Raw genomic sequence first — 23,619 nt, 5'->3', positions numbered from 1 at the left:
GTCAGCCCCGTTCCGTGGACGAGAGGAAGCCGCGGACGTCGCGGCCCAGCCGTCCGGCCGCGTCCTCCATGACGTAGTGGCCGGCGTCGGGGTAGCGGTGCACCCGGGCGTGCGGGAACCGCCGTTCCCACTCCGCCAGGACGACGGGCGTGAACACCGGGTCGCGCATGCCCCAGCCGACGAACAGCGGGAGGCCGCGCAGATCGGCCCCGTCGTCGCCGCCCGGGTCGAGGAGCCGCCAGGCCTCCTCCCGTTCGTCGCGCGGGATGCCGCGTACGAAGTCCACGACCGCGCGCCGGTCTCCGCTCCGGGCCAGCGGCAGCAGGTACGCCCGGCGTTCGGCCCGGCGCAGCGGGGCCACGACGCCGCCGCGCACGGCGGCCCGGGGGAAGAAGTTGGTGGCGTGGGCGAGGGCCGCGACGCCGCGGTGGTCCCGGATCCAGCGCAGGTAGACCGGCAGCCGGTAGCCGGAAGGCCAGGGAAAGCAGATGGAGTTGAGCACCACGACGCGGGCGGGGCGCAGGCCCCGGCGCCGTGCCCAGGCCAGGCCGAGCGCTCCGCCCCAGTCGTGCAGCACCAGCGTCCAGCCGTCGCGGGGCGCGCCCCGGCCGTCGACGAGGTCGTCGAACAGGGCGTCGAGGTGGTCGAGTTGCAGCCGGTGCCGGTCCACGGCGGCGGCCGGGACGCGCGGTCGCGGCGACAGGCCGAGCCCGGCGAGGTCGGGGGCGACGCAGCGGAAGTCCGGGGACAGCGCGGCCATCAGGTGGCGCCACTGGTAGCTCCACGAGGGATTTCCGTGCAGCAGCAGGACGGGTGGGCCCGAGCCCGTGTCCACGTAGTGCTGACCGGTCCGTGGGACGCGCCGCCACCGGTCGGCTGCCGGATAGCCGGGCAGCAGAGAGGCCGGCGGCGTGGGGGGAGGCATGGCGCCACGGTAGGACGCGCCCGGCCGCCCGCACCGCGCCGACTCCGTCCCGCGCGGGAACTTCACCCGGCCGGTCCAGACGAGTCCTGACCGTGAACCTCCCTGCGCGGCACTGGAGTTCATCACACTTACCGGCTCTCGTCGGCCGCCCGGCGCGCTGGACCGCCGGGGCCCACGCGGTGGGCGAGCATGCCCGTGACCGGTTGGGGACCGCCGGAGCACGGCCGGTCCCGCCGCACTTCGGCATCGTCGGGAGGCTGTTATGCGTGCGCCAGAGGTGGAGCGCGAAGACGTCGGGCTGCTCACGGAGTTGGAGCCGGTGGTGGCACGGGCCCTGGACGCCCACTTCCGCGGCGCCGACGACTGGTACCCGCACCGGTACGTTCCGTGGACGCTGGGACGCGACTACGACGGCGTCCTCGGGGGCGAGCCCTGGACGCCGGAGCAGGGCGTGATGGAGTCGGCGGTGCGGGACGCGCTGCTGCACAACCTGTTGAGCGAGGACAACCTGCCCAGCTACCACCGGGTGATCGCCGAGCTGTTCGGCAGGGACGGCGCGTGGGGCACCTGGGTCAACCGGTGGACGGTGGAGGAGGACCGCCACGGCACGGCCATCCGGGACTACCTGATCGTCACGCGGACCGCCGATCCGGTGGCCATGGAGGACGCGCGCCGCCTGCACATGCAGACCGGGTACGACAGCGACTACCGCGGCGACGTCCTGGCCGGCCTGGTGTACGTGACCCTCCAGGAGCTGGCGACCCGGATCTCGTACCGGAACATCAAGCGGATCTCCGGCGAGCCGGTGTGCGTGGCGCTGCTGCAGCGGATCGCGCAGGACGAGAACCGGCACATGCTGTTCTACCGCCGGGTGCTCGAAGCGGCCATGGAACTCCAGCCGGAGCGGACCCTCGGGGCCCTGGCGACCGTGGTGGCCACGTTCCGGTCCCCCGCGCACGGCGCGCCGGACTTCCCGCGGCTGTCGATGTCGATGGCACGGTCGGGCATCTACTCCCCCGTGACCCACCACACGGAAGTGCTCGCACCGGTGATGCGTCACCTGCGGGTGTTCGACCGGACCGGCCTCGGCGCCGACGGCGAGGAGGCCAGGGACCGGCTCGCGGTGCTGCTGCGGGCGTCCGAGGCGCAGGCCCGCAGGTTCGCCGGCCACGTGCACTCCGCGCTTTGAGGACGTCGGTCACGAGCGGTGCCCCCGCGTACCGGCGGGGGCACCGCTCCGCCCATGTCTAGCGGGCCGCGGGCACGGTGGCCGCGGCGGAGTAGAGGTCGTGCCGGGTCAGGCCGAGCGCGCCGAGCGAGGGCAGGAGGACCTCCGTGATGAAGGCGCCGTTGCCGAAGCCCGTGGTGCGCACGCTCTCCCGGTCCTCGCGGTCGGGCAGCAGCTCGTGGGCGGGCATGCGGAAGGTGCGCACCACGTGGGCCAGGTCCTTCAGCGTGCCGGTGCGGTCCTCGTCGAGGTGCAGGCCCAGGATCCGCTGGTAGAAACGGCAGTGCGCCATCTCGTCCCGCCCGATGAGCCGGTAGACCTCGGCCAGGACCGGATCGTGCGCCCGCCGGGCCAGCTCGCGCTGCTCGCGGTAGCTGACGAAGGTCGTCAGCTCCTGGAGCGCCGAGTACACGACCATCTGCCGGGGTGTCCGGTACGGCGGCTCCCAGTGCCGCGCCGTCACGGCGTCCCCGAACTCGCGCATCTGCGTCTCGGTGCGCCGGCCGCTGCGCAGCAGGTACTCGCGCAGGGCCAGCGCGTGCTTGGCCTCCTCGTAGCCCCAGTTCGCGGAGAACCACGCCTGCCCGTAGTCGCCGGCCAGCAGCGACAGGTGGGCCTGGAGGTAGTCGGGGAGGAACATCTCGATGCCGCAGAACGTCTCTGCGGCGAGGGCCAGTTCGTCCCGGGCCGGCACCTCGTCCAGCCGGTCCCAGGGGATGTCGTCGAAGACGTTCCAGCGGCGGGTGCGTTCGGCCCGCTCGAAGAAGGTCATGAACTCCCGGTGGAACGCCTCGCGCAGCGCGATCGAGGTCATCGCGCGGTCCGGGCCGCGGCGGGTGCCTGTCCCTGCGCCGGCGCCTGTCCCTGCGCCGGTGCGGGTGCCGGTGCGGGCAGCGGTGTCCGTGCCTGCGGCGCGGCCCGGCCGAGCATGTCGTACAGGTCCCCGATCGTCTCCACGCCGCCGAGGGCCGCGTCCGGGACGCGCAGCCCCAGCTCCGTCTCGGCGATCACGATGATTTCGAGGAGCTGCACGGAGTCCACGCCCAGGGCGCGGATGTCGGTGTCCCGGTGCAGGGTCCCGGGGTCGCGCTGCGTCACCTGCTGGTAGGCGCGGTGCAGGACGTGCGGGATGTCGGTCGGTGTCATGGGGTGTCCCTTGGGGGGTCGTTGTGTACGGGTGGGAGGTCTCCGAGGAGGTAGCGGCGGCGCATCTCCTGGCGCCGGGGTTTGCCCGAGGTCGTCTTCGCGACCGTGCCCGGGCCGACGGCCACGACGTCGCCGACGCCGAGCCCGAGCCGCCGCGACACGGTCTCCCGTACGGCGTCGCCGATGTCGGCGCTCCGGCGGGGCCGGCACTCGGCGACCACGACCACCTCCTCGGTGTCGGTGCCGGGCCGGGTGAAGGCGACCGCTCCTCCGGTGCGGACGCCGTCCACCGCCTCGGCGGCCCACTCGACGCGCTGCGGGTCGATGTTGCGTCCCTGGACGACGAGGACGTCCTTCAGCCGGCCCGTCGGGTGGAGGACGCCGTCGGCCAGGTAGCCGCGGTCCCCGGTGCGCAGCCAGCCGTCGTCGGTGACCGGCGTCGGCCGGTCCGGGGTCCGGTCCACGTATCCGGCGCACACGGAGGGCCCGCGCACCCAGATCTCGCCCACCTCCCGGTCGGCGCCGGGCCGTCCGGACTCCGCGACCACACGGACCTCGTGGCCGGGAAAGGGGCGGCCGCAGCCCATGACCTCCACGGACTCCGCGCCGTCGCCGCTCGGATCGGCGCGGTCGTGGTCGCGCAGCCGGGACCAGGAGACCCGGTCCGGGCGCCTCGCGGTGCCCCTGGGGGCGACGGACACCGCGAGCGTGGACTCGGCCAGTCCGTAGCACGGGCGCAGCGCCGCCGGGTCGAGACCCGCCACGCGGTGGGCGTCGGCGAAGTCCCGCAGGGTGCGGGGGCTGACCGGCTCCCCGCCGCACAGCAGGGTGTGTGCCCCGGACAGGTCGAGGCGGGCCAGGCGGTCGCGGTCGGTGCGCCGGGTGGCCAGCGCGTAGGCGAAGTTGGGGGCGCCGGTGATGGTGCCCTTCACGTCGGACAGGGTGCGCATCCAGACGCCCGGGTCGCGGACGAACAGCCGGGTGGCGACCAGGGTCACCGGTACGCCGACGGCCAGGGGGGCGAGGACGAAGCCGACCAGGCCCATGTCGTGGTGGAGCGGGAGCCAGCTCACGCCGTGGTCGCGGGCCGGGTCGGCGGCCAGTGCGTCGCGCATGATGGCGAGGCTGTTGGCGGTGACCGACCCGGCGGTGGCGACGACCGCCCTGGGGCGTCCGGTGCTGCCGCTGCTGAACTGGAGGTAGGCGGTGCGCTCGGGCCGGTAGGCGGCGGGGGCGGGAGTGTCCGCCGGCCCGGCGGCCGACTCCAGGGAGGCGTAGGAGAGGTGGCGGGCCGGTGTCGCGGGCATCGGGGCGAGCGCCGTCTCCTCGGCGACGACGAGGTCCGGACGGGCGACGGGGAGCGACGCGGCGACGGCCTCGGCCCAGGCGTCGCGCCGTCCCAGGACCGGCGGGGGCGGGAGGGGGACCGGGACCATGCCGGCCCAGATCGCGCCGAGGAAGGCGGGGACGAACCGTCCGGGGTCGTCGGCCAGCAGCGCCACCCTGCTGCCGGGCCCCGCCCCGCACCCGGTCAGCCGCCGGGCGCGGTCGCGCACCTCGTCGAGGAGCCGGGCCCGCGACAGTTCCCGGGTGCGGCCCTCCCCGTCCACGTACCGGTGGGCCGGGGCCGGGTCCCCCTCGTACGTCTGCAGGACCGAGCAGACCCAGGCGTCGCTCACCACTGGCACAGGGCGAGGCCGCAGCTCGTGCCGCTGGCGAGCCCGAACAGGGCGACGAGGTCACCGCGGTGGAGCCGCCCGGTGCTTTCGGCCTCGACCAGTTGCAGCGGGAGGCTGCCGGTGCCGACGTTGCCGTACCGGGGGAAGACCGGGACGACGCGGTCCCGCTCGGCGCCCACGGCCTCGCAGAGGGTGCGGGTGAAGGGCACGGACGCCTGGTGGACGCAGACGAGGTCGGCGTCACCGATCTTGAAGCCCAGCTCCGCCATCTCCCGTACGCCGTCCTGCGCGAAGCCCAGGCACGAGCGCACGAGCGACTCGGAGTCGATGCGCGGGCACCTCGGCTCGTCCGCGGTGCCGAAGTAGGGGTTGACCATGGTGGCTGCGTCCCAGCCGGCCGGGTCGGCGGCGAACCGCATGGCGATCAGGCCGGGGGCGTCGCCGGCCCGCAGCACCAGGGCCGCGCCCATGTCGCCCCCGGTGTAGGCGGGCATGGCGTGGGCGAGCGCGGACCGGTCGGCCACCGGGAGCCGCATCAGCCGGCTGGGCAGTTCGCCGGTGACGACCAGGACCGTCGTGTGCGTCCCGGTCCTGATCAGCGCGTCGGCGATCTGCAGGGCGTTGAGCACGCCGTTGCAGGCGTTCTTCACGTCGAAGGCGGGTGCCTTCACGCCGATTTTGTGGGCGACCACGTGTGCGGTCGCGGGTTCCTCCAGGTCCTCGCTGACCCCCGCGAAGATCAGGAGTTCCACCTCGGAGGGTGCGACGCCGGCCCGGACCAGCGCGGACTCGCCCGCCGCGGCCGCGAGATCGGACGGCAGGGTTCCCGGCGGGGCCACGCGGCGCTCTTCGAGGCCGTAGAGGCGCTCCAGCACGCCGTCGACGACGAGCAGATGGGGATTGGTCTCGCGCACCGCCTCCTCGACCTCCGCCACCGACTGGCGCCGCGGAGGATGATGAACGGCTGCGCTGGTAATCCGACTGAAGCAGGAAATGTGTCCTCCCGGGGCGCACACGGCGGCCGACCGGGCGGCAGGGCTGACGACGGCCGAGCCGAAAGACTCTCCAAGCGACCGATCCGGAATGGACCGATTCGCGCAGCAGAATGCCATGCGACCGGCACGCGGCCGCGCGAGCCACTCCGGGGTGTTCCCCGGTGTTCGGACGGATCTCGTCGTACGGCACCGCCGCCCCGCCCGGAGAACGACCGGGCGGGGCGGCGGACGGTACGGGGAGAGGGCAGCGGGGACTTGGCCTCCTCCCCGGGTTCGGGGAGGGCGGTCAGCCCATCTCCTCCAGGGCCTTGCCCTTCGTCTCCTTCACGAACTTCAGCACGAAGGGGATGGAGAGGGCGGCGAAGACCGTGTAGATCACGTAGGTGCCGGAGAGGTTCCAGTCGGCCAGCGACGGGAAGCTCGCCGTGATGGCCCAGTTGGCGATCCACTGCGCGGAGGCGGCCACGCCCAGGGCCGCGGCGCGGATGCGGTTGGGGAACATCTCGCCGAGGAAGACCCAGACGACCACACCCCACGAGAGGGCGAAGAAGAGGACGAAGACGTGGGCGGCGATCAGGGCGACCCAGCCCTGGGTGGCCGGGAGCTTGCCGTCGACCAGGTGGAAGGAGAAGGCCCACGCCTCCAGCGCGAGGCCGATCACCATGCCGACGGAGCCGATCAGGGCGAGCGGCTTGCGGCCGATGCGGTCCACGAAGATCATCGCGATCACGGTGCCGACGATGTTGATGATCGACGTCGTGAACGAGTAGAAGAAGGACTGCGTCGGGTCGACGCCGACCGACTGCCACAGCGTCGAGGAGTAGTAGAACGCGACGTTGATGCCGACGAACTGCTGGAAGACCGACAGGCCGATGCCGATCCAGACGATGGGCTTGAAGAAGAAGCTGCCGCCGAGCAGGTCCTTGAAGGAGGACTTCTCCTCGCGGTGCATGGCGTGCTCGATCTCGGCGACGCGGGCGTCGAAGTCGGTGTCCCTGCCCTCGACCTCTTCGAGGACCTTCCTGGCGCGCTCGCGCTTGCCGACCGAGAGCAGGAAGCGGGGGGACTCGGGGATGGCGAAGGAGAGCAGGCCGTAGAGGACGGCCGGGATCACCATGACGCCGAGCATGACCTGCCAGGCCTCCAGGCCCATCAGCTTGCCGCGCTGGTCGCCGCCGGCGGCGTTCAGCAGCCCCCAGTTGACCAGCTGCGACACGGCGATGCCGACGACGATCGCGGCCTGCTGGAAGGAGCCGAGCCGGCCGCGGTAGGCGGGCGGGGAGACCTCGGCGATGTAGGCGGGGCCGATCACGGAGGCCATGCCGATGGCGAAGCCGCCGATGATGCGCCACATGGCGAGGTCCCACAGCGCGAAGGGCAGTGCGGAGCCGACGGCGCTGACGGTGAAGAGGACGGCCGCGATCTGCATGCAGCGGATGCGGCCGATGCGGTCGGCGATGCGGCCGGCGGTGGCGGCACCGATGGCGCAGCCGATCAGGGCGATGGCGATGACCTGGGCCAGCACCGCGGAGCCGACGTCGTAGCGGTCCCGGATGGCCTCGACGGCGCCGTTGATCACGGAACTGTCGTAGCCGAACAGGAAACCGCCCATCGCGGCCGCCGCCGCGATGAAGATGACGTGCCCGAGATGATCGGGGTGAGCCGTCCTGGCTCCTGGGTTGGGCGCCTGCGATGTGCTGGCCACGTGTACTCCTCGGGCTACCGGCAACGCTGCCGGGGCGGTTCGCCCTTCGAGGTGCCACTGAAGGAACCTGAAGGTAAAAGCAACGTTGCAGAGACTATGTCTTCAAGTTTCGAAGTCAATAGGGCGAGAGGTGCGAGTTTTGGCGGCGTAGTGAGGATTTCGCGAGGGTTACTCGTTCAAGAGTTGAAGTTAACCGTGGTCAGAGCCTTCAGGTTGAGCCCTCGCGAGCCCGGCCCTGGCGCAGCCGCTGGCTGATGACCTTCGACACACCGTCGCCCTGCATGGACACGCCGTAGAGCGCGTCGGCGACCTCCATCGTGCGCTTCTGGTGCGTGATCACGATGAGCTGCGACGCCTCCTGCAGCTCCTGCATGATCCGGATCAGCCGCTGCAGGTTGGTGTCGTCGAGCGCGGCCTCGACCTCGTCCATCACGTAGAACGGACTCGGCCGGGCCTTGAAGATCGACACCAGCATCGCCACCGCGGTCAGCGAGCGCTCCCCGCCGGAGAGCAGCGACAGCCGCTTGACCTTCTTGCCCGGCGGCCGGGCCTCGACGTCCACGCCCGTGGTGAGCATGTTGTCGGGATCGGTCAGGACCAGCCGTCCCTCGCCGCCGGGGAAGAGGCGGCCGAAGACGCCCTCGAACTCCCGGGCGGTGTCCCGGAACGCCTCGGTGAAGACCTGCTCGACGCGCTCGTCGACCTCCTTGACGACCTGGAGCAGGTCGGCGCGGGTCTTCTTCAGGTCCTCGAGCTGCTCGCTGAGGAACTGGTGCCGCTCCTCCAGCGCCGCGAACTCCTCCAGCGCCAGCGGGTTGACCTTGCCGAGCTGCTGGTAGGCGCGCTCGGCGGCCTTCAACCGCTTCTCCTGCTCGGCGCGGACGTACGGGCGCGGGCGGTTGCGCGGGTGCTCCGGGTCCTCGGGGAGCACCTCGCCCTCGGCGGGGGGCGAGGGCGGCACCTCTTGATGGGGGCCGTACTCGGCCGCGAGCCCCGCCGGTTCCACACCGAGTTCCTCCAACGCCTTGGTCTCGAGCTGCTCGATCCGCAGCCGCTTCTCGGCGCCGAGTACCTCGCCCCGGTGAACTGAATCCGTCAACTTGTCCAGCTCCGCCTTGAGGTCGCGTCCGGCGGTGCGCGCGGCGGTCAGCTCCTGCTCGCGCCGGGCCTTGGCCGCCTCGGCGAGGGTGCGTTCCTCGTCGGCCCGGGTGAGGGAGACCTCGACGTGGGCGAGCAGCTGCCGGGCGCCGGCCGCGACCGCCTCGGCGACGGCCGCCTCGTGCCGCAGCCTGGCCCGCCGCTGCTCGGCACGCGCGCGTGCCTCGCGTTCTGCGCGGGCGGCCCGGTCCAGGGAGTCGGCCCGCCCGGCGAGCCCCTTGACCCGCTCCTCGTGCGTACGGACCTGGAGGCGGGCCTCCATCTCGGTCTGGCGGGCGTTGGCCCCGTCGGCGGCGAGACGGTCGCGGGCGGCGGTGTCGGGCTCCTCCTCGACCGGCATCTCCTCGGCGACGGCGAGCCGCTCGGCCAGTTCCTCGACCTCCATGAGCGCCTGGTCGAGCGCCTCCTGCGCCCGGGCGGCAGCTGCGGCGGACCGTTCCGCCTCGCCGGCGGCGCCCCGCGCCTGGCCCGCCAGCCGCCCGAGCTGCTGGGCCACGGACGACTTCTCCCGGTCGGCGGCCCGGCGCCGCTCCCCCAGTTCCTCGACGAGCGCGGCGCACTCCCGGCGCCGTACGACGGCCGCCTCCTGTGCCCCGGCCAGCTCTTCGCACCGCACGCCCAGCTCCTCCAGCTCGGCGGCGGCCTGGTCCACGGACGCCTGCACCTCCAGGAGGCTGGGCGCACCGGCGGACCCGCCCTGCGCGAAGTGGGCGCCCAGCAGGTCGCCCTCGGCGGTGACCGCGGTCAGCCCGGGGCGGGCGTGGACGAGGTCCTCGGCGTCCTCCAGGGTGGCGACGACGACGATCCCCCGCAGCAGCCGCCGTACGGCGGGCATCAGCTCGGCGGGACCCTGCACCAGGTCGGCGGCGTACGGCGGCCCGTCCCCGCGCGGCCCGTGCGGCGCGTCCTCGGGGGCGCCGGCGAGCAGCAGGGCGGCGCGGCCCGCGTCCTGCTTGCGCAGCAGCCGGAGGGCGTCGGCGGCGGCCGCGGGGGAGGTCACCGCGAGGGCGTCGGCGGCGGCGCCGAAGGCGGTGGCGAGGGCCGCCTCGTGGCCGGGCGTGACGGTGAGGAGACCGGCGGCGGGACCGAGCAGGCCGCCGAGCCGGTCCTTGGCGGCGAGCAGGGCGCCGGTGCCGTCCTTGCGGCGCAGGCCGAGCGCGAGGGCGTCGTGCCGGGCCCGGGTGGCGGCGCGTTCGCGTTCGGCGGCGGTGGCCGCCTCGCGGGCGGCGCCCAGCGCGGCCTCCGCCTCGGCCAGGTCCCGCCTGGCGGCCTCGTGCCGGTCGGCGAGTTCCTGGTCGTCGGCGTCGAGACCGTCGACCTCGGCCTGGAGGGCCTCGTACTCCTTCTGGGCGGCGGCGGCCCGCTCCCCGGACGCGTCGCGGGCCTCGGCCAGCCGCTCGATCTCGGCCTGGGCGGAGGCGGCTCGGGAACGGGCGGCGCCGACCTGTCCGCTGAGCCGGGCCAGCCCCTCGCGGCGGTCGGCGATGGCGCGGGCGGCGTCCTTGAGGCGGCGCTCCTCCAGGGCCAGTTCGCGTTCGAGGTCGGCGCGGTGGGCGACCGTGTCCTCCAGGGCGTGTTCGGCCGCCTCCAGCGCCGCTTCGAGTTCGGCCTCCTGCTCCCGGACGCGGGCGGCCTCGCGCTCCAGGTCCTCCGGGTCGCGGCCCCGGCGCTCCTCGGGCGGCGCCGAGGTGGCGCTCTTCACGCGCGCGTCGGCCAGTGAGATCGTGCCGCGCACCCGCTCGGCGAGCTGGGACAGCTCGTACCAGGTCTGCTGGGCGCGCTGGAGGCGCGGGGTGAGCCGGCGCACCTCCTCCTCCAGGCCGGCCTCCCTGCGCAGGGCCCGGCCCAGCTCCTGCTCGGCGGCCTCCTTGCGCTCCTTGAGGGCGGCTTCGTCGGCGATCTCGGCCCGCAGCGCCTCGCGCATGCGGACGAGGTCGTCGGCGAGGAGCCGGAGCCGGGCGTCCCGGAGGTCGGCCTGGATGACGGCGGCCCTGCGGGCGACGGCGGCCTGCCGGCCGAGGGGCTTGAGCTGGCGCCGCAGCTCGTCGGTGAGGTCCTGCACGCGCGCGAGGTTGGCCTGCATCGCGTCCAGTTTCCTGAGCGCCTTCTCCTTGCGCCTGCGGTGCTTGAGGACGCCGGCGGCCTCCTCGATGAAGGCGCGGCGGCCCATCGGGTCGGCGTGCAGGACGGAGTCGAGCTGGCCCTGGCCGACGATGACGTGCATCTCGCGGCCGATGCCGGAGTCGGAGAGCAGTTCCTGGATGTCGAGGAGACGGCAGGTGTCGCCGTTGATCTGGTACTCGCTGCCGCCGTTGCGGAACATGATCCGCGTGATGGTGACCTCGGCGTACTCGATGGGCAGGGCCCCGTCGGAGTTGTCGATGGTCAGCGACACCTCGGCCCGGCCGAGCGGCGGGCGGCCGGTGGTGCCGGCGAAGATGACGTCCTCCATCTTGCCGCCGCGCAGCGACTTGGCGCCCTGCTCGCCCATGACCCAGCTGAGCGCGTCGACGACGTTGGACTTGCCCGAGCCGTTCGGGCCGACGACGCAGGTGATGCCGGGCTCGAACCGGAGCGTGGTCGCCGAGGCGAACGACTTGAACCCGCGGAGGGTCAGGGCCTTCAGGTGCACGCCGTCGGACTCTACCTTTCGGGTGTGTCTCACTCCATGAACCGGTGAACCGCCGCGGTTTCGCCGGTGAACATGCAGGGCACATCAGACGTTGAAGAGGGTGAAAGGTTGCGCGGGGCAGGGACGGGGCGAGAGGGGACGGGGGCGGGAAAGAAAGAAGGGACGCCGAAGCGTCCCTTGCAGACTCTGACACCTAGCGGTTGTACGGACGGGCCCAACCACTGCAGTGCCGAAGTGGAGCGATGCAGTGATCAGGTGAGCGCAGGCTCCGCCTGGTGTGCGTCAACGCTCTCCATGCTCTCCATGATCCTGTCGTGAGAAGCGGCAGCCGCCAGCGCGTCCTTCTCCGCCTGGATTCGTCCGAGCTCGGATTCCAGGTCCTGGACGCGCTGCTGGAGCCGTCGCATCTCGGCGAGGAGTCGCGGGTCGGAGCCGCCGACGTAACCGAGAAGCGCCTTTGCCATGATGGATGGTCCTCCACAATGAGTGACCGACCGAAGCGGTGTGGGTCGTGAGGGAATCGCACCCGCGGTGCTTGGCACTGTGAAGTTTTCTCTGCCGTTCAACCATGCCAAACAGCTAAGGTGCGCGGGGCTTTCAGCGTCTCACCAAAAAGTTTGACGGTCAACACGATCACGCCCCGTATTGGCGGGCACCCGGGGGCGCGCGGCCGGGAAGCGGCGGCGCGGCGACTCCTGCGGGCCCCTCGGGGCGTGGCGATCATTCCTGCGTGCGGAGCCTGCCACGAGCGGCCGTTCTTGGCAACCACCTGCCCGTTTTCCTCCGTCCCGCCCCCGCGGGGAGGGTCGCGCGAGGCCTCCGCGGGCCCCCGCGCGGCCGGAAGTCAGCGGATGGCGAAGCCGTCGTAGCCCCCGCGGGGTGTGTCCCAGATCTCGGTCACTCCGTCCACGCGTCCGGGCGTGTCGTCACCGCGCAGCCAGTCGAGCAGCCCCTCGCAGCGTTCGCGCGGACCCTCGGCGACGACCTGGACGCGGCCGTCGTCCAGATTGAGAGCAAAACCACTCATCCCGCCGAGTTCCAGCGCCCTGGCCCGCGTGAACCAGCGGAATCCCACGCCCTGGACCTGTCCGCGCACCCACGCGACCAGCCGTACATCCTCGCTCATGACTGCAACCTAACCAGTCAATGTCCCGCGCGACACTTCACCCCCAGGCGCCATGCGGTACCGTCCCGGTCCAATGAATCCCACATGAAACTCACTCGATCGTGTGAGTTCCGTGTTGATCGTGAGCACAGTCGACCGCGGGGCACGCCCAGCGCGAGGACGAGGACGAGGAAGGCCAGGACATGGGACGCCACCGACGCTCCGCCGCCGGCCGCGCCGCCACGGGCCGCGCCGCGGGGGACCAGGGGACGGACGGCACTGCGACGGGAGGGGGCCACGCCCCGCTGACGCCCGGCACGGGCGAGGCGGGCGAGACCCCCGCGATGGGGATCGCCCCCTATCTGAACCCCGAGGCGTACGCCGAGGTCCGCGCCCGGAGCGACGCCTACCTGTTCGCGGACGGCCCGGACGGCGAGGCCCCGCAGGCCGCCCGCACCGTCGCCTTCCCCGCCGACGGCTACACCCCCGACGGCGGCCCGCAGCCCGGCGGAGGGCGCCGTCGCCGCCGCAGGAAGACGGCCATCGGCGTCCGCACGGGTCTGCTCGGGGTGTCCGCGGCGGTCGCCATCGGCACGGTGGCGGTGGCCACCGGCGCGGTGCCCGGCCTCGACAACTACCGAATAGGCGGCGGCAGCGGCGGCGGTGACCCGGTGCGGGCCCAGGAGGCGCCGACCAACGGTCCGTCCCAGCAGGGCGGTACGTCGGGCAGCGCCGACCCCGGCCGCGACGACGCCGGCGCGGCGGGCCGGGGTGCCGACCGCTCCGCCTCGCCCTCCGGGACCTCCTCGTCTCCGTCGGCGAAGGAGTCCTCGAAGAAGGAGTCCTCGAAGGACGACTCCCCGTCCCCCTCGGCCACGCCCTCCACCTCGGCACCGGCCTCGAAGCCCGCCGCCCCGGCGGGGACGCCGTCGAAGACCGGGAAGCCGAGGACGGCTCCGAGCACCGGCCCGAAGCCGAAGCCCACGCCCTCCCGCACGGCCACCCAGCGGCCCGCCGCCCCCGCCGCCCCCTCGGAGGCTGCCGTCGCCGAGGCCCAGGTGCTCAAGCTGGTCAACGACGAACGCGCCAAGGCGGGCTGCAGCCCGGTGGCCGCCAACAGCGCCCTGCGCGAACTGGCCGAGGACTTCAGCAGGGCCATGGCCACCCAGGGCTTCTTCGACCACACCGACCCCAGCGGCGCGACCCCCTGGGACCGGGCGGCGGCAGCGGGCATCAGCGGTCTCGGCGGCGAGAACATAGCCCGCGGCCAGGCCGACGCCCAGGCCGTGATGGACGCCTGGATGGCCAGCCCCGGCCACCGGGCCAACATCCTGAACTGCGACTTCAAGACCCTGGGGGTCGGCGTCCACTTCGGCTCCGGCGGCCCGTGGTGGACGCAGGACTTCGGCTACTGACCCCCGCCCCGCGCGCACTGGGGCGCAGCGCTGTGCTCACGTACGCTGGAGGCATGTCGACCACGCAGGAACGCACGGCGGAGCAGGATCTGCCGTACGACGTGTTCTCCCGGGCCTGTCCCTCGCGCGGCACCCTGGAGCACGTCACGGGCCGCTGGGGCGCGCTGACGCTCGGCGCGCTGCACGAAGGGTCGTTCCGGTTCAACGAGCTGCGCCGCCGGGTGGACGGCGTGAGCGAGAAGATGCTGGCCCAGACCCTGCACGCGCTGGAGCGCGACGGGCTGGTGCACCGCGAGGCCCAGCCCACCAACCCGCCTCGCGTGGACTACGAGCTGACGCCGCTGGGCCGCGAGGTGGCCGAGCGGCTGCTCGCGCTCATCCAGTGCGTCGAGGGGCGGATGGACGAGGTCCTGGCCTCGCGCGAGCGGTACGAGCAGCGGCGGACGCCTACGCCGTGACCCTCGGCGGCCGCTGGCACTTCGGGCAGAAGTAGCTGGAGCGGTTCATCCACGGCCGACGGCGCACGGGTGTGCCGCAGCGGCGGCAGGGCAGGCCCTCGCGGCCGTACGCGTCGAGCGAGCGGTCGAAGTAGCCGGACTCGCCGTTGACGTTGACGTACAGGCTGTCGAAGCTGGTGCCGCCCACGGCGAGGGCCGCGTTCATCACGTCCCGGACGTGGCCGAGGAGTTCGGTGGTGCGGGGGCGGGTGAGGGTCGCCGTGGGGCGTTCGTAGTGCAGGCGGGCGCGCCACAGGGCCTCGTCCGCGTAGATGTTGCCGACGCCGCTGATCAGGGACTGGTCGAGCAGGGCGCGTTTGACCGTGGTCCGCTTGCGGCGCAGCGCCTGGTGGAAGGCCTCGTCGTCGAAGAGGGGGTCCAGCGGGTCGCGGGCGATGTGCGCGATGACGTCGGGCAGGCCCTCGGGAGTCGTCTCGTGCAGCGAGAGGCCGCCGAAGGTGCGCTGGTCGACGAAGCGGAGCTCGGTGCCGAGGGCGTCGGCGAAGCGGACCCGGATGCGCAGGTGCTTCTCGGCGGGTGCCTCGTGCGGCTGCACCAGGAGCTGGCCGCTCATGCCGAGGTGGGCGAGGACCGCCTGGCCGGTGTCCTCCAGCGGCAGCCACAGGTACTTGCCGCGGCGGCTGGGGGTGCCGACGCGGTGGCCCTTGAGACGGTGGGCGAAGTCGTCGGGTCCGGCGACGTGGCGGCGTACCGCGCGCGGGTGCAGTACCTCGGCGTCGGCGACCGTCCGGTGGGCGACCCAGCGTTCCAGGCCGCGCCGTACGACCTCTACCTCGGGCAACTCGGGCATGGCTTCCCCTCGGGTGGGCCGGTGGGCGGGTGACGAGCCGAGCGCCCGCCCCGGAGACGGGGCGGGCGCTCGGACCGTGCGGTGGGTGGGTCAGGCGGAGGCGGACGCCTCGTCGGGGTCCACGTCGACGGCGTTCGCCGTCGCCTTGGCACGCTCGTCCGCCGCGGCCCGGATGGACCGCCACGCGGATTCCGCGGCCTGCTGCTCCGCCTCCTTCTTGCTGCGGCCGGTGCCGGTGCCGTACGAGACGCCTCCGACGCGGGCGGCAGCAGTGAAGGTCTTCTCGTGGTCCGGGCCGGTCTCCGTGACCAGGTACTCGGGGACGCCGAGCCCTTCGGTCGCGGTGAGTTCCTGGAGGCTGGTCTTCCAGTCCAGGCCGGCACCGAGGTTCGAGGACTTCTCGATCAGCGGGTCGAACAGGCGGTGCACCAGTTCGGAGGCCGCGTCGAGGCCCTGGTCGAGATAGACCGCGCCGATCACCGCTTCGAGGGTGTCGGCGAGGATGGACGCCTTGTCCCGGCCACCCGTGCCCTCTTCGCCCCGGCCGAGCCGGATGAAGGAGCCGAGTTCCAGCCCGCGGCCCACCTCCGCCAGCGCACGCGAGTTGACCACCGCGGCCCGCAACTTGGCCAACTGGCCTTCGGGCAGGTCGGGGTGGGTGCGGTACAGCGTGTCCGTGACGACGAGGCCGAGGACGGAGTCACCGAGGAACTCCAGCCGCTCGTTCGTCGGCAGACCGCCGTTCTCGTACGCGTAGGAACGGTGGGTCAGTGCACGCACCAGAAGGGCGGACTCGAGCTGGTAGCCGAGCCGCCCTTCCAGAAGCGTGTGGGACGAGGCCTGGGTGTCCGCCTTCTTCTTGGCGGGTGGGTCCGCCTTGGCGTCTTCCGCCTTCTTGGGGACTGACACAGTGCCTCTCACCAGCCGCTCAGACCTCGAGGACCTGGCGCTTGTTGTAAGTGCCGCAAGACGGGCACGCGATGTGCTGCTGCTTGGGCTCGTGGCAGCGCTCGCACGCAACCAGGGTGGGGACCGCAGCCTTCCACTGCGACCGGCGGTGGCGCGTGTTGCTGCGCGACATCTTCCGCTTCGGAACAGCCACGGCTACTTCTCCTGCTTCTCGGCGGCGTCCGCGGAATCTGGCCCGTCGCCGCTCATCTCGTCCTTCTCGCCGTCTCCGAGTGAACCGGCGAGTCCCTGCAATGCCGCCCAACGAATGTCGACGGCGTCGTGGTGGTGGTCCGGGTCGTCCGCCAGGCGCACTCCGCACTGGGAGCACAGACCCGGGCAGTCTTCCTGGCACACCGGCTGCATCGGCAGTGCGAGCACCACCGCGTCGCGCAGCACGGGTTCGAGGCCGATCAGGCCGTCCTCGACGAAGAACCTGTCCTCGTCGTCCTCGGCGTCGTCGCCCGGTTCCGCCACGGGGCGGCCACGGTCGTCGGCGTCAGGGTACGAGAACAGCTCCTGGAAGTCCGCTTCGAGCTGCTGCTCGAGCGGCTCCAGACACCTTACGCACTCCCCCTGGGCCCTGGCACGGGCGGTGCCTGTGACGAGCACCCCTTCCATGACCGACTCGAGCCGGAGGTCGAGTTCCACCGGGGCGCCTTCCGGCACTCCGATGACGCCCTGGAGACCGAAGTCCTTGGGAGCGTCGACCGTGCGGGTCAGGCGCTGGAGCGCACCGGGCCGCCGTCCCAGCTCGTGCGTGTCGAACACGAGGGGGTCGCGGTGGTCGAGGCGCGCGTTCAGAACCATTCCTGCTTTCGGTCTTCGTGGGTGGGGGCGCCGCCCTTCGGTGTTCCCGGGCAGCGGCGATCGCGGACGTACGCGCGACCGAAGAGCCAGGATACTGGACCATGCGCTCTCGTCCCAATCCGGGCCGGAGCACCCGGCGCCGCTAGAGGCCGCGGCCCTGTTCGTACGCCCTGAGCTGCTCGGCGCTGATCATGCTGGTGTCGAAGAGGCTGGTCTCGTCGAGTGCCTGCGGCTGGGCCTGCGGGGCGTGCGCCGGCTGGACGTAGCCCTGCTGTGCGTCGTACGCCTGCTGCCCGCCGTCGTACGGGTACGCGTACGGGTCGGCGCCCTGCTGCTGGTAGCCGTACGGGTCCTGGCCGGCGTCGTAGGTCTGCTGGTAGGCCGCGTAGGGGTCGGGCTGCTGCGGGACGTAGCCGTAGGCCGGGTCCTGGGCCGGCATCTCGGGCACGGCCCGGGCCGCCGCGGGCTGCTGCTCGCCGTACCGGGGCTGCTCGGCGGGGGCCGGGGCGGGCGCGGGGGCCGGGGCGTCGGCGAGATCCGCGAGGCCGGCGAGGTAGTCGGCGTCGCTGGAGTGCTGGACGGTGCTCGTGTCGTCGGCGAGGAGCCCGAGGTCGTCGGTGGCGATCCGGCCGTGCAGTTTCTGGCGGCCCTTGCCGACCGCTTCCAGCGTCTTGGCCAGCACGGCCTCGAAGGCGCCGAGCTTGGTGTCGACGTAGGCGTCGGCGTCGCGGCGCAGGGTCTCGGGGTCGTGGCTGCGCTCGGGGGCGTCCTCGTCCTCGTAGCCGTGCTCGTCGAGGCCGGGTCCGGTGCCCAGGAGCTTCTCGCGGCCCCGTCCGACGGAGCCGAGGGTCTTGGTGAGGACGACCTCGAAGTTGGCGAGCTTGGAGTCGACGTAGTCGTCGGCCTCGGCACGGACCTCCTCGGCCTCCTGGCGGGCCTCGGCGAGGATCCGGTCGGCCTCGGCCTGGGAGCGGCGGGCGACCTCGGTTCCGGCGATCAGGGAACCGCGTTCGGCGTGCGCGCTCTCGATGATCCGGTCGGCCTCCTGGCGGGCCGCGGCGACCATCTGCTCGCGGTCGCCGATCAACTCCTGCGCCTGGGCGAGGGAACCGGGCAGCTCCGCGCGGAGCTCCTCCAGCATCGAGAGCAGTTCGGCGCGGTTGACCACGCACGAGGCCGACATGGGCATGGCGCGGGCGCCGGAGACCAACGCGGTGATCTCGTCGAGCTTGTTCTGCACGTCCACCGTGTGCTCGCCACTCTCTACGGACTGTGTTGGAGACGGACGGGACGACTGTACGACCCCGGGGTGTCCCGGGGACACCGGGTGACGGTTTGTCAGTCTCCGCGGGCCGCGCGAGGGACCGGTCAGCGGTTCCTCAGGCGCTCCGTGAGGGCTTCCAGGACCAGCGGCGGCACCAGGTGGGCGACGTCGCCGCCCCAGGTCGCGACCTCCTTGACCAGGGAGGACGACAGGAAGCTGTAGGTGGGGTTGGTGGGGATGAAGAGGGTCTCCACACCGGAGAGGCCGTTGTTCATCTGGGCCATCTGCAGTTCGTAGTCGAAGTCGCTGACCGCGCGCAGGCCCTTGACGATGGCGGGGATCTCGCGCTGCTTGCAGAAGTCGACGAGCAGCCCGTGGAAGGACTCCACGCGGACGTTGCCGTACTCGGCGGTGACCCGGCGGATGAGGTCGATCCGCTCCTCGATCTCGAACAGGCCCTTCTTCGCCTGGTTGATCATCACGGCGACGTAGACCTCGTCGTACAGGCTGGAGGCCCGGGCGATGATGTCGAGGTGTCCGTTGGTGATCGGGTCGAACGACCCGGGACAGACGGCACGGCGCACTTGTGTTCCCTCGCTCTCCGGTCCGGTCATCGTGCGTCTTCGCACGTAGAGGCGGCGCGACCGTACCAAAACGTTCCCTCGCCGTAGCGACGGGACCGGATCGCCTCGAAGCCGTCCGGCCAGCGGAATTCGCCACCTCTGGTGCTGCGCTCCACGGTGACGAGCGCGTCCGGTGCGAGCCACCCCTCGGTACGGAGTGTGAGCAGGATCTCCCGAAGATCGTCGTCCGAGACGGCGTACGGCGGGTCCAGGAAGACGACGTCGTACGGCTCGCCCGGGGCCGGGGTGCGGATGATCTGTTCCGCTTTGCCCGCCCTGACCTCGGCGCCGGGCAGACCGAGGGAGTCGACGTTCGCCCGGACCGTGCGGACGGCACGGGCGTCGGCCTCGACGAGCAGCACGTGCCCCGCGCCGCGGGACAGCGCCTCCAGGCCGACGGCACCGGATCCCGCGTACAGGTCGAGGACGCGTTCGCCGTCCAGCGGGCCGCCGAGCAGGGACTGCCAGGTGGAGAGCAGGCCCTCGCGCGCGCGGTCGGAGGTGGGACGGGTACCGGTTCCCGGCGGGACGGCCAGGCGACGTCCGCCGGCCTTGCCGGCGATCACGCGGGTCATGTCTGCGTCCTTGTCGGTGTGCTCGGGTGGACGGACGGTGTCCGCTGCCAGTCTCTCAGCCCTTCTCCAGGTACTGCTCCCGCTCCTCGTCCAGCAGCGCCTGAAGGGCCGTGCGCAGCCCCGGCAGGCCGGTCAGCTCCGGGTCGGCGGCGACGACGGCGGCCGCCTCCCGTCTCGCCTCCGCGATGATCTCCTCGTCCTCGATGACGGCGAGGACCCGCAGGGAGGTGCGGGCGCCGGACTGGGCCTGGCCGAGGACGTCGCCCTCGCGGCGCTGTTCGAGGTCGATGCGGGAGAGCTCGAAGCCGTCGCGGGTGCTCGCGACGGCGTTCAGCCGCTGCCGGGCCGCGCTCGCCTCGGGCATCTCGCTGACCAGCAGGCACAGGCCGGGGGCGGAGCCGCGGCCGACACGGCCGCGCAGCTGGTGGAGCTGGGAGACGCCGAAGCGGTCGGCGTCCATGATCACCATCGCGGTGGCGTTGGGGACGTTCACACCGACCTCGATGACGGTGGTGGCGACCAGGACGTCCGTCTCCCCGGCGGCGAAGCGGCGCATGACCGCGTCCTTGTCGTCGGGCTGCATGCGGCCGTGCAGGACCTCCACCCCGAGCCCCTGGAGCGGCCCCTTGGCCAGGCCCTCGGCGACGTCGAGGACGGCGAGCGGGGGCCGCTTGTCGGCGTCGTCCTGCGGGGGCCGCCCGGACGGCTTGGCGCCCTTCTTCGGGTCGTCGTCCTCGTCGCCGATGCGCGGGCAGACGACGTACGCCTGGTGGCCGTTCGCCACCTCCTCGCGGACCCGCTCCCAGGCACGGGCGAGGAAGTGGGGTTTGTCGGCGGCCGGGACGACGTGGCTGGCGATCGGGGACCGGCCGGCCGGGAGCTGGTCCAGGACGGAGGTCTCCAGGTCGCCGAAGACGGTCATGGCGACGGTGCGCGGGATGGGGGTGGCGGTCATGACGAGCAGGTGCGGGGGCTGCTTGCCCTTGCCGCGCAGGGCGTCGCGCTGCTCGACGCCGAAGCGGTGCTGCTCGTCGACGACGACCAGGCCGAGGTCGTGGAACTGGACCTTGTCCTCGATCAGCGCGTGCGTGCCGATGACGATGCCGGCCTCGCCGGTGGCCAGGTCGAGCAGGGCGTGCCGCCGGGCGGCGGCGCCCATGGAACCGGTGAGCAGCACCACCTTGGTGGCGTGCTCGGCGCCGCCGAGCATCCCGCCCTCGGCCAGCTCGCCCATCATCTCGACGACCGACCGGTGGTGCTGCTGGGCCAGCACCTCGGTGGGCGCCAGCATCACGGCCTGCCCCCCGGAGTCGACGACGGCGAGCATGGCGCGCAGGGCGACGAGGGTCTTGCCGCTGCCCACCTCGCCCTGGAGCAGCCGGTGCATCGGGTGGTCGGTGGCGAGGTCGTCGAAGATCTCGCGGGAGACCCGCTGCTGGCCCTCGGTGAGGGTGAAGGGGAGCCGGTCGTCGAAGGCGGTGAGCAGGCCGTCGGGGCTCGGCCGGCGAGGGACGGCGGGGAGCTGGGTCTCGGCGTGGCGGCGGCGGGCGAGGGCGACCTGGAGGACGAAGGCCTCGTCCCACTTCAGGCGGGCGCGGGCGTCCTCGATGTCGGCCTTGGTGTGCGGGCGGTGGATCTTGAGGAGGGCCTCGGGCAGGGAGACCAGGCCCCGTCCCTCGCGCAGCGACTCGGGGAGCGGGTCGACGGCCTCCTGGGCGCTGGGCAGCACCGTCTGGATCGCCTTGGCTAGCTTCCAGGACTCCAGCTTGGCGGTGGCCGGGTAGAGGGGGATGAGGGCGCCCGCCCAGGACTCGGCGGTCTCCTCGCCCTCGGCGTCGCCGCGCAGCAACTCGTATGCGGGGTGGGCCAGTTGGAGTCGGCGGTTGAAGACGGAGACCTTGCCGGAGAACATCGCGCGGGTGCCCGGCAGGAGTTCCTTGTGGGGCTTGTGCACGCCGTTGCCGAAGAAGACCAGCTGGAGGCGGCCGCTGCCGTCGGTGATGGTCACCTCGAGGCGCTGTCCCTTGCCGCGCGGTGCCTTCGACGAGGCGAAGGTGTGCAGACGGGCGTCGGCGACCTGGGCGACCACGGTGACGTGCTCGTCCATGGGGAGGTCGGCGAGGTGGGTGAGCTGACCGCGCTCCTCGTACCTGCGGGGGTAGTGGTGGAGGAGGTCGCCGACGGTGTGCAGGCCGAGGTGCTCGGCCATCACCTTCGCGGTGGCGGGGCCGAGCACCTTCTTCAGGGGTTCTCGCAGTGCGGGCACGGGATCCATTGCACACCACGCCACTGACAACGGCGCACAGCGGCGCCGCCCTACTCCACGCCCACGAGCAGCAGGGCGCCCTGCCTGCCGCCCCGGTAGACCACGGTGTCGACGGCGAGGTACGCCTCCCGGACGCGGGCCTCCAGGTGGTCGGCGACGGCCTGCGGGGCCTCGTCGCCGAGGACGAGGGTGACCAGCTCGCCGCCGGCCGACAGCATGCGGTCCAGGACGGTCGCGGCGACCTGCGAGACGTCGGCCCCGATCACTGCCACGTCGCCGTCGATGAGGCCGAGGACGTCCCCGGCCTGGCAGATGCCGGCCGTGGTCCAGGACTGCCGTTCGGCGACGGTGACCTCGGCGTGGCGGGTGGCGCCGGCCGCCGAGGTCATCGCCACCACGTCCTCGTCGAAGCGCCGCTCGGGCTCGTGCACGGCGAGCGCGGCGATGCCCTGGACCGCGGAACGGGTCGGGATGAGGGCGACGCGGATGCCCTCGGTGCGGGCCTGCTCGGCCGCCGCGGCGGCGGTGTCGCGCAGGTCGGTGTCGTTGGGCAGCAGCACCACCTCGCGCGCGTGCGCCCGCCGGACGGCCTGGACCAGTTCTCCGCTGGCGGGCGGCTCCCCCGGGCGCGCGAGCAGGGTGGTCGCGCCCGCCCCGGTGTACAGCTCCGCCAGCCCCTCCCCCGGCACGACGGCCACCACGGCGCGCTGGGTCCGCTCCCGGGGCGGGCGCTCTGCCTTGGCGGTGTGCGCGTCCCCGTGCCCGAAGTGGGTGATGCGGATGCGGTACGGCCGTCCGGCCTCGACGCCCGCCTCCACGGCGGCGCCCGCGTCGTCGACGTGCACATGGACGTTCCACAGCCCGTCGCCGCCGACCACGACGAGGGAGTCCCCGAGGGCGTCGAGCCGCTGCCGCAGCCGGGCCACGGCCGCGTCCTCGGCCTCCAGGAGGTAGATCACCTCGAAGGCGGGGCCGTCCTCCTCCTGAGTGGCGCACTCCTCGGCCGCGGTCGCGTCCGCGGCCTCCTCCCGGCCGTGCTCCACGCGTGCGTGCGGCGGGGCAACCGGTCCCGGCGACCGGCCCGTGAACGTCTCCACCAGGGCCGCGAGGACCGTCACCAGGCCGTGCCCGCCCGCGTCGACCACTCCGGCGCGCTCCAGGGCGGGCAGTTGGCCCGGGGTGGCGACGAGCGCCGCGCGGGCGCCCTCGTACGCCGCGCGGGCCACCTCGGCGCAGTCGCCCTCCGCACCGTCGGCGGCGTCGGCGGCGGCCGAGGCGACGGTCAGGACGGTCCCCTCGACGGGGTGGGCCACGGCCTGCCGGGCGGAGGTGGCGGCGTGCCGCAGGGCCAGCCGCAGGCCGGGGCCCCCGGTGTGGGCGGAATCACCCCGGGCGGTGAGCACCTGGGCCATGCCGCGCAGCAGCTGGGCGAGGATCGTGCCGGAGTTGCCCCGCGCGCCGATCAGCGCGCCGTGCGCCATGGCGCCCACGGCGTCGGCCAGCGAGGGCCCGGCGTCGGCCGGCGACGGCCCGCCGTCCGCGCCCCGGGTCCCGCCGTCCACCTCGTACGCCGCGAAGACGGCCTCCACCGCGGCGACGGCGGACTCGACGGTCAGATAGAGGTTCGTGCCGGTGTCCCCGTCGGCGACGGGGTAGACGTTGATCGCGTCGATCTCCTCGCGCGCCCGCCCCAGTGCGCGCAGCGACAGACCGCACCAGGTACGCACCGCCAGAGCGTCGAAGAACCTCTGCGGCACCTGCGCCACCTGCGCCTCCCTGGAGTGCGGACGTGGCTGGCAGCGTAGACCTTGGGGCGCCGGCCGGCGGAAGAGGGCCG

Annotated in this window: 21 protein-coding genes; 3 read left to right on the top strand and 18 right to left on the bottom strand. The window is 73.0% G+C overall.

The genetic code is table 11. The annotated features are described in order from the left end of the window. Nucleotide 1: 1 nt before the first annotated feature. Nucleotides 2-925 carry an alpha/beta fold hydrolase gene (locus tag Sdi02f_RS12340; protein ID WP_030402322.1) on the bottom strand — a complete coding sequence of 308 codons (924 nt, stop codon included), beginning with the start codon at nt 923-925 and terminating at the stop codon, nt 2-4. A 262-nt stretch (nt 926-1,187) separates the two neighbouring features. Between Sdi02f_RS12340 and Sdi02f_RS12335 the strand changes: the two genes are divergently transcribed. Further along, nucleotides 1,188-2,114: an acyl-ACP desaturase gene (locus Sdi02f_RS12335; protein ID WP_108933230.1), complete on the top strand. Its 927-nt coding sequence runs from the start codon at nt 1,188-1,190 to the stop codon at nt 2,112-2,114. Between the two features lie 58 nt (nt 2,115-2,172). Here Sdi02f_RS12335 and Sdi02f_RS12330 read toward each other — a convergent pair whose 3' ends face one another. From Sdi02f_RS12330 to Sdi02f_RS12290, 8 genes are all read right to left on the bottom strand, one after another. Continuing rightward, nucleotides 2,173-2,967 (bottom strand): acyl-ACP desaturase, encoded by a 795-nt coding sequence (locus Sdi02f_RS12330; protein WP_051849723.1) that lies wholly within the window; start codon nt 2,965-2,967, stop codon nt 2,173-2,175. Further along, nucleotides 2,964-3,299, bottom strand: a complete 336-nt coding sequence (locus Sdi02f_RS12325) for an acyl carrier protein (RefSeq protein ID WP_030402325.1) — start codon at nt 3,297-3,299, stop codon at nt 2,964-2,966. Before Sdi02f_RS12325 ends, Sdi02f_RS12330 begins: the two co-directional genes overlap by 4 nt. Continuing rightward, nucleotides 3,296-4,978, bottom strand: a complete 1,683-nt coding sequence (locus Sdi02f_RS12320) for an AMP-binding protein (protein WP_159107648.1) — start codon at nt 4,976-4,978, stop codon at nt 3,296-3,298. Before Sdi02f_RS12320 ends, Sdi02f_RS12325 begins: the two co-directional genes overlap by 4 nt. Then, on the bottom strand, nt 4,975-5,913 hold the full coding sequence (locus Sdi02f_RS12315) for a 3-oxoacyl-ACP synthase III family protein (RefSeq protein ID WP_051849721.1): 939 nt from the start codon (nt 5,911-5,913) through the stop codon (nt 4,975-4,977). Before Sdi02f_RS12315 ends, Sdi02f_RS12320 begins: the two co-directional genes overlap by 4 nt. Before the next feature lie 346 nt (nt 5,914-6,259). Next, entirely contained in the window at nt 6,260-7,678 is a 1,419-nt protein-coding gene (locus Sdi02f_RS12310) for a sugar porter family MFS transporter (protein WP_031086293.1), read from the bottom strand. A 208-nt stretch (nt 7,679-7,886) separates the two neighbouring features. Further along, nucleotides 7,887-11,468 carry a chromosome segregation protein SMC gene (gene smc, locus Sdi02f_RS12305; RefSeq protein WP_108933228.1) on the bottom strand — a complete coding sequence of 1,194 codons (3,582 nt, stop codon included), beginning with the start codon at nt 11,466-11,468 and terminating at the stop codon, nt 7,887-7,889. Between the two features lie 251 nt (nt 11,469-11,719). Beyond that, nucleotides 11,720-11,932: a hypothetical protein gene (locus Sdi02f_RS12300; protein WP_030188592.1), complete on the bottom strand. Its 213-nt coding sequence runs from the start codon at nt 11,930-11,932 to the stop codon at nt 11,720-11,722. Nucleotides 11,933-12,312: 380 nt separating this feature from the next. Then, nucleotides 12,313-12,594: an acylphosphatase gene (locus tag Sdi02f_RS12290; RefSeq protein ID WP_030402330.1), complete on the bottom strand. Its 282-nt coding sequence runs from the start codon at nt 12,592-12,594 to the stop codon at nt 12,313-12,315. 182 nt (nt 12,595-12,776) lie between these two features. On the opposite strand from Sdi02f_RS12290, the gene Sdi02f_RS12285 reads away from it, so the two are divergent. Together Sdi02f_RS12285 and Sdi02f_RS12280 are read left to right on the top strand one after the other, a co-directional pair. Further along, nucleotides 12,777-13,988, top strand: a complete 1,212-nt coding sequence (locus Sdi02f_RS12285; RefSeq protein ID WP_108933226.1) for a CAP domain-containing protein — start codon at nt 12,777-12,779, stop codon at nt 13,986-13,988. A 53-nt stretch (nt 13,989-14,041) separates the two neighbouring features. Beyond that, nucleotides 14,042-14,446 carry a winged helix-turn-helix transcriptional regulator gene (locus Sdi02f_RS12280; RefSeq protein WP_030402332.1) on the top strand — a complete coding sequence of 135 codons (405 nt, stop codon included), beginning with the start codon at nt 14,042-14,044 and terminating at the stop codon, nt 14,444-14,446. Here Sdi02f_RS12280 and mutM read toward each other — a convergent pair. From mutM to Sdi02f_RS12235, 9 genes are all read right to left on the bottom strand, one after another. Further along, nucleotides 14,436-15,296 (bottom strand): bifunctional DNA-formamidopyrimidine glycosylase/DNA-(apurinic or apyrimidinic site) lyase, encoded by an 861-nt coding sequence (mutM, locus tag Sdi02f_RS12275; protein WP_053662638.1) that lies wholly within the window; start codon nt 15,294-15,296, stop codon nt 14,436-14,438. The two genes, Sdi02f_RS12280 and mutM, sit on opposite strands and share 11 nt — an antisense overlap. Nucleotides 15,297-15,386: 90 nt before the next feature. Further along, on the bottom strand, nt 15,387-16,217 hold the full coding sequence (rnc, locus tag Sdi02f_RS12270; protein WP_051783480.1) for a ribonuclease III: 831 nt from the start codon (nt 16,215-16,217) through the stop codon (nt 15,387-15,389). A 7-nt stretch (nt 16,218-16,224) separates the two neighbouring features. Next, nucleotides 16,225-16,398 (bottom strand): 50S ribosomal protein L32, encoded by a 174-nt coding sequence (gene rpmF, locus Sdi02f_RS12265; RefSeq protein WP_003951102.1) that lies wholly within the window; start codon nt 16,396-16,398, stop codon nt 16,225-16,227. Between the two features lie 2 nt (nt 16,399-16,400). Then, nucleotides 16,401-17,054 (bottom strand): YceD family protein, encoded by a 654-nt coding sequence (locus tag Sdi02f_RS12260; RefSeq protein WP_030402335.1) that lies wholly within the window; start codon nt 17,052-17,054, stop codon nt 16,401-16,403. Nucleotides 17,055-17,196: 142 nt separating this feature from the next. Further along, nucleotides 17,197-18,300, bottom strand: a complete 1,104-nt coding sequence (locus Sdi02f_RS12255; protein ID WP_108933225.1) for a cell division initiation protein — start codon at nt 18,298-18,300, stop codon at nt 17,197-17,199. Between the two features lie 122 nt (nt 18,301-18,422). Further along, on the bottom strand, nt 18,423-18,902 hold the full coding sequence (coaD, locus tag Sdi02f_RS12250) for a pantetheine-phosphate adenylyltransferase (RefSeq protein WP_003973426.1): 480 nt from the start codon (nt 18,900-18,902) through the stop codon (nt 18,423-18,425). A 26-nt stretch (nt 18,903-18,928) separates the two neighbouring features. Further along, the gene (rsmD, locus tag Sdi02f_RS12245; RefSeq protein WP_030402338.1) at nt 18,929-19,516 is read right to left on the bottom strand and encodes a 16S rRNA (guanine(966)-N(2))-methyltransferase RsmD; all 588 of its coding nucleotides are present in this window, start codon (nt 19,514-19,516) and stop codon (nt 18,929-18,931) included. Nucleotides 19,517-19,571: 55 nt separating this feature from the next. Next, nucleotides 19,572-21,791: an ATP-dependent DNA helicase RecG gene (gene recG / locus Sdi02f_RS12240; protein ID WP_031185406.1), complete on the bottom strand. Its 2,220-nt coding sequence runs from the start codon at nt 21,789-21,791 to the stop codon at nt 19,572-19,574. 41 nt (nt 21,792-21,832) lie between these two features. Beyond that, a complete protein-coding gene (locus tag Sdi02f_RS12235) occupies nt 21,833-23,548 on the bottom strand; it encodes a DAK2 domain-containing protein (protein ID WP_031185407.1) in 1,716 nt (571 codons plus the stop codon). Between the last annotated feature and the right edge of the window lie 71 nt (nt 23,549-23,619).

The sequence above is a fragment of the Streptomyces ardesiacus genome (assembly GCF_003112575.1).
Lineage (GTDB): Bacteria > Actinomycetota > Actinomycetes > Streptomycetales > Streptomycetaceae > Streptomyces > Streptomyces ardesiacus.
This window is presented reverse-complemented; position numbering and strand designations above follow the sequence as displayed.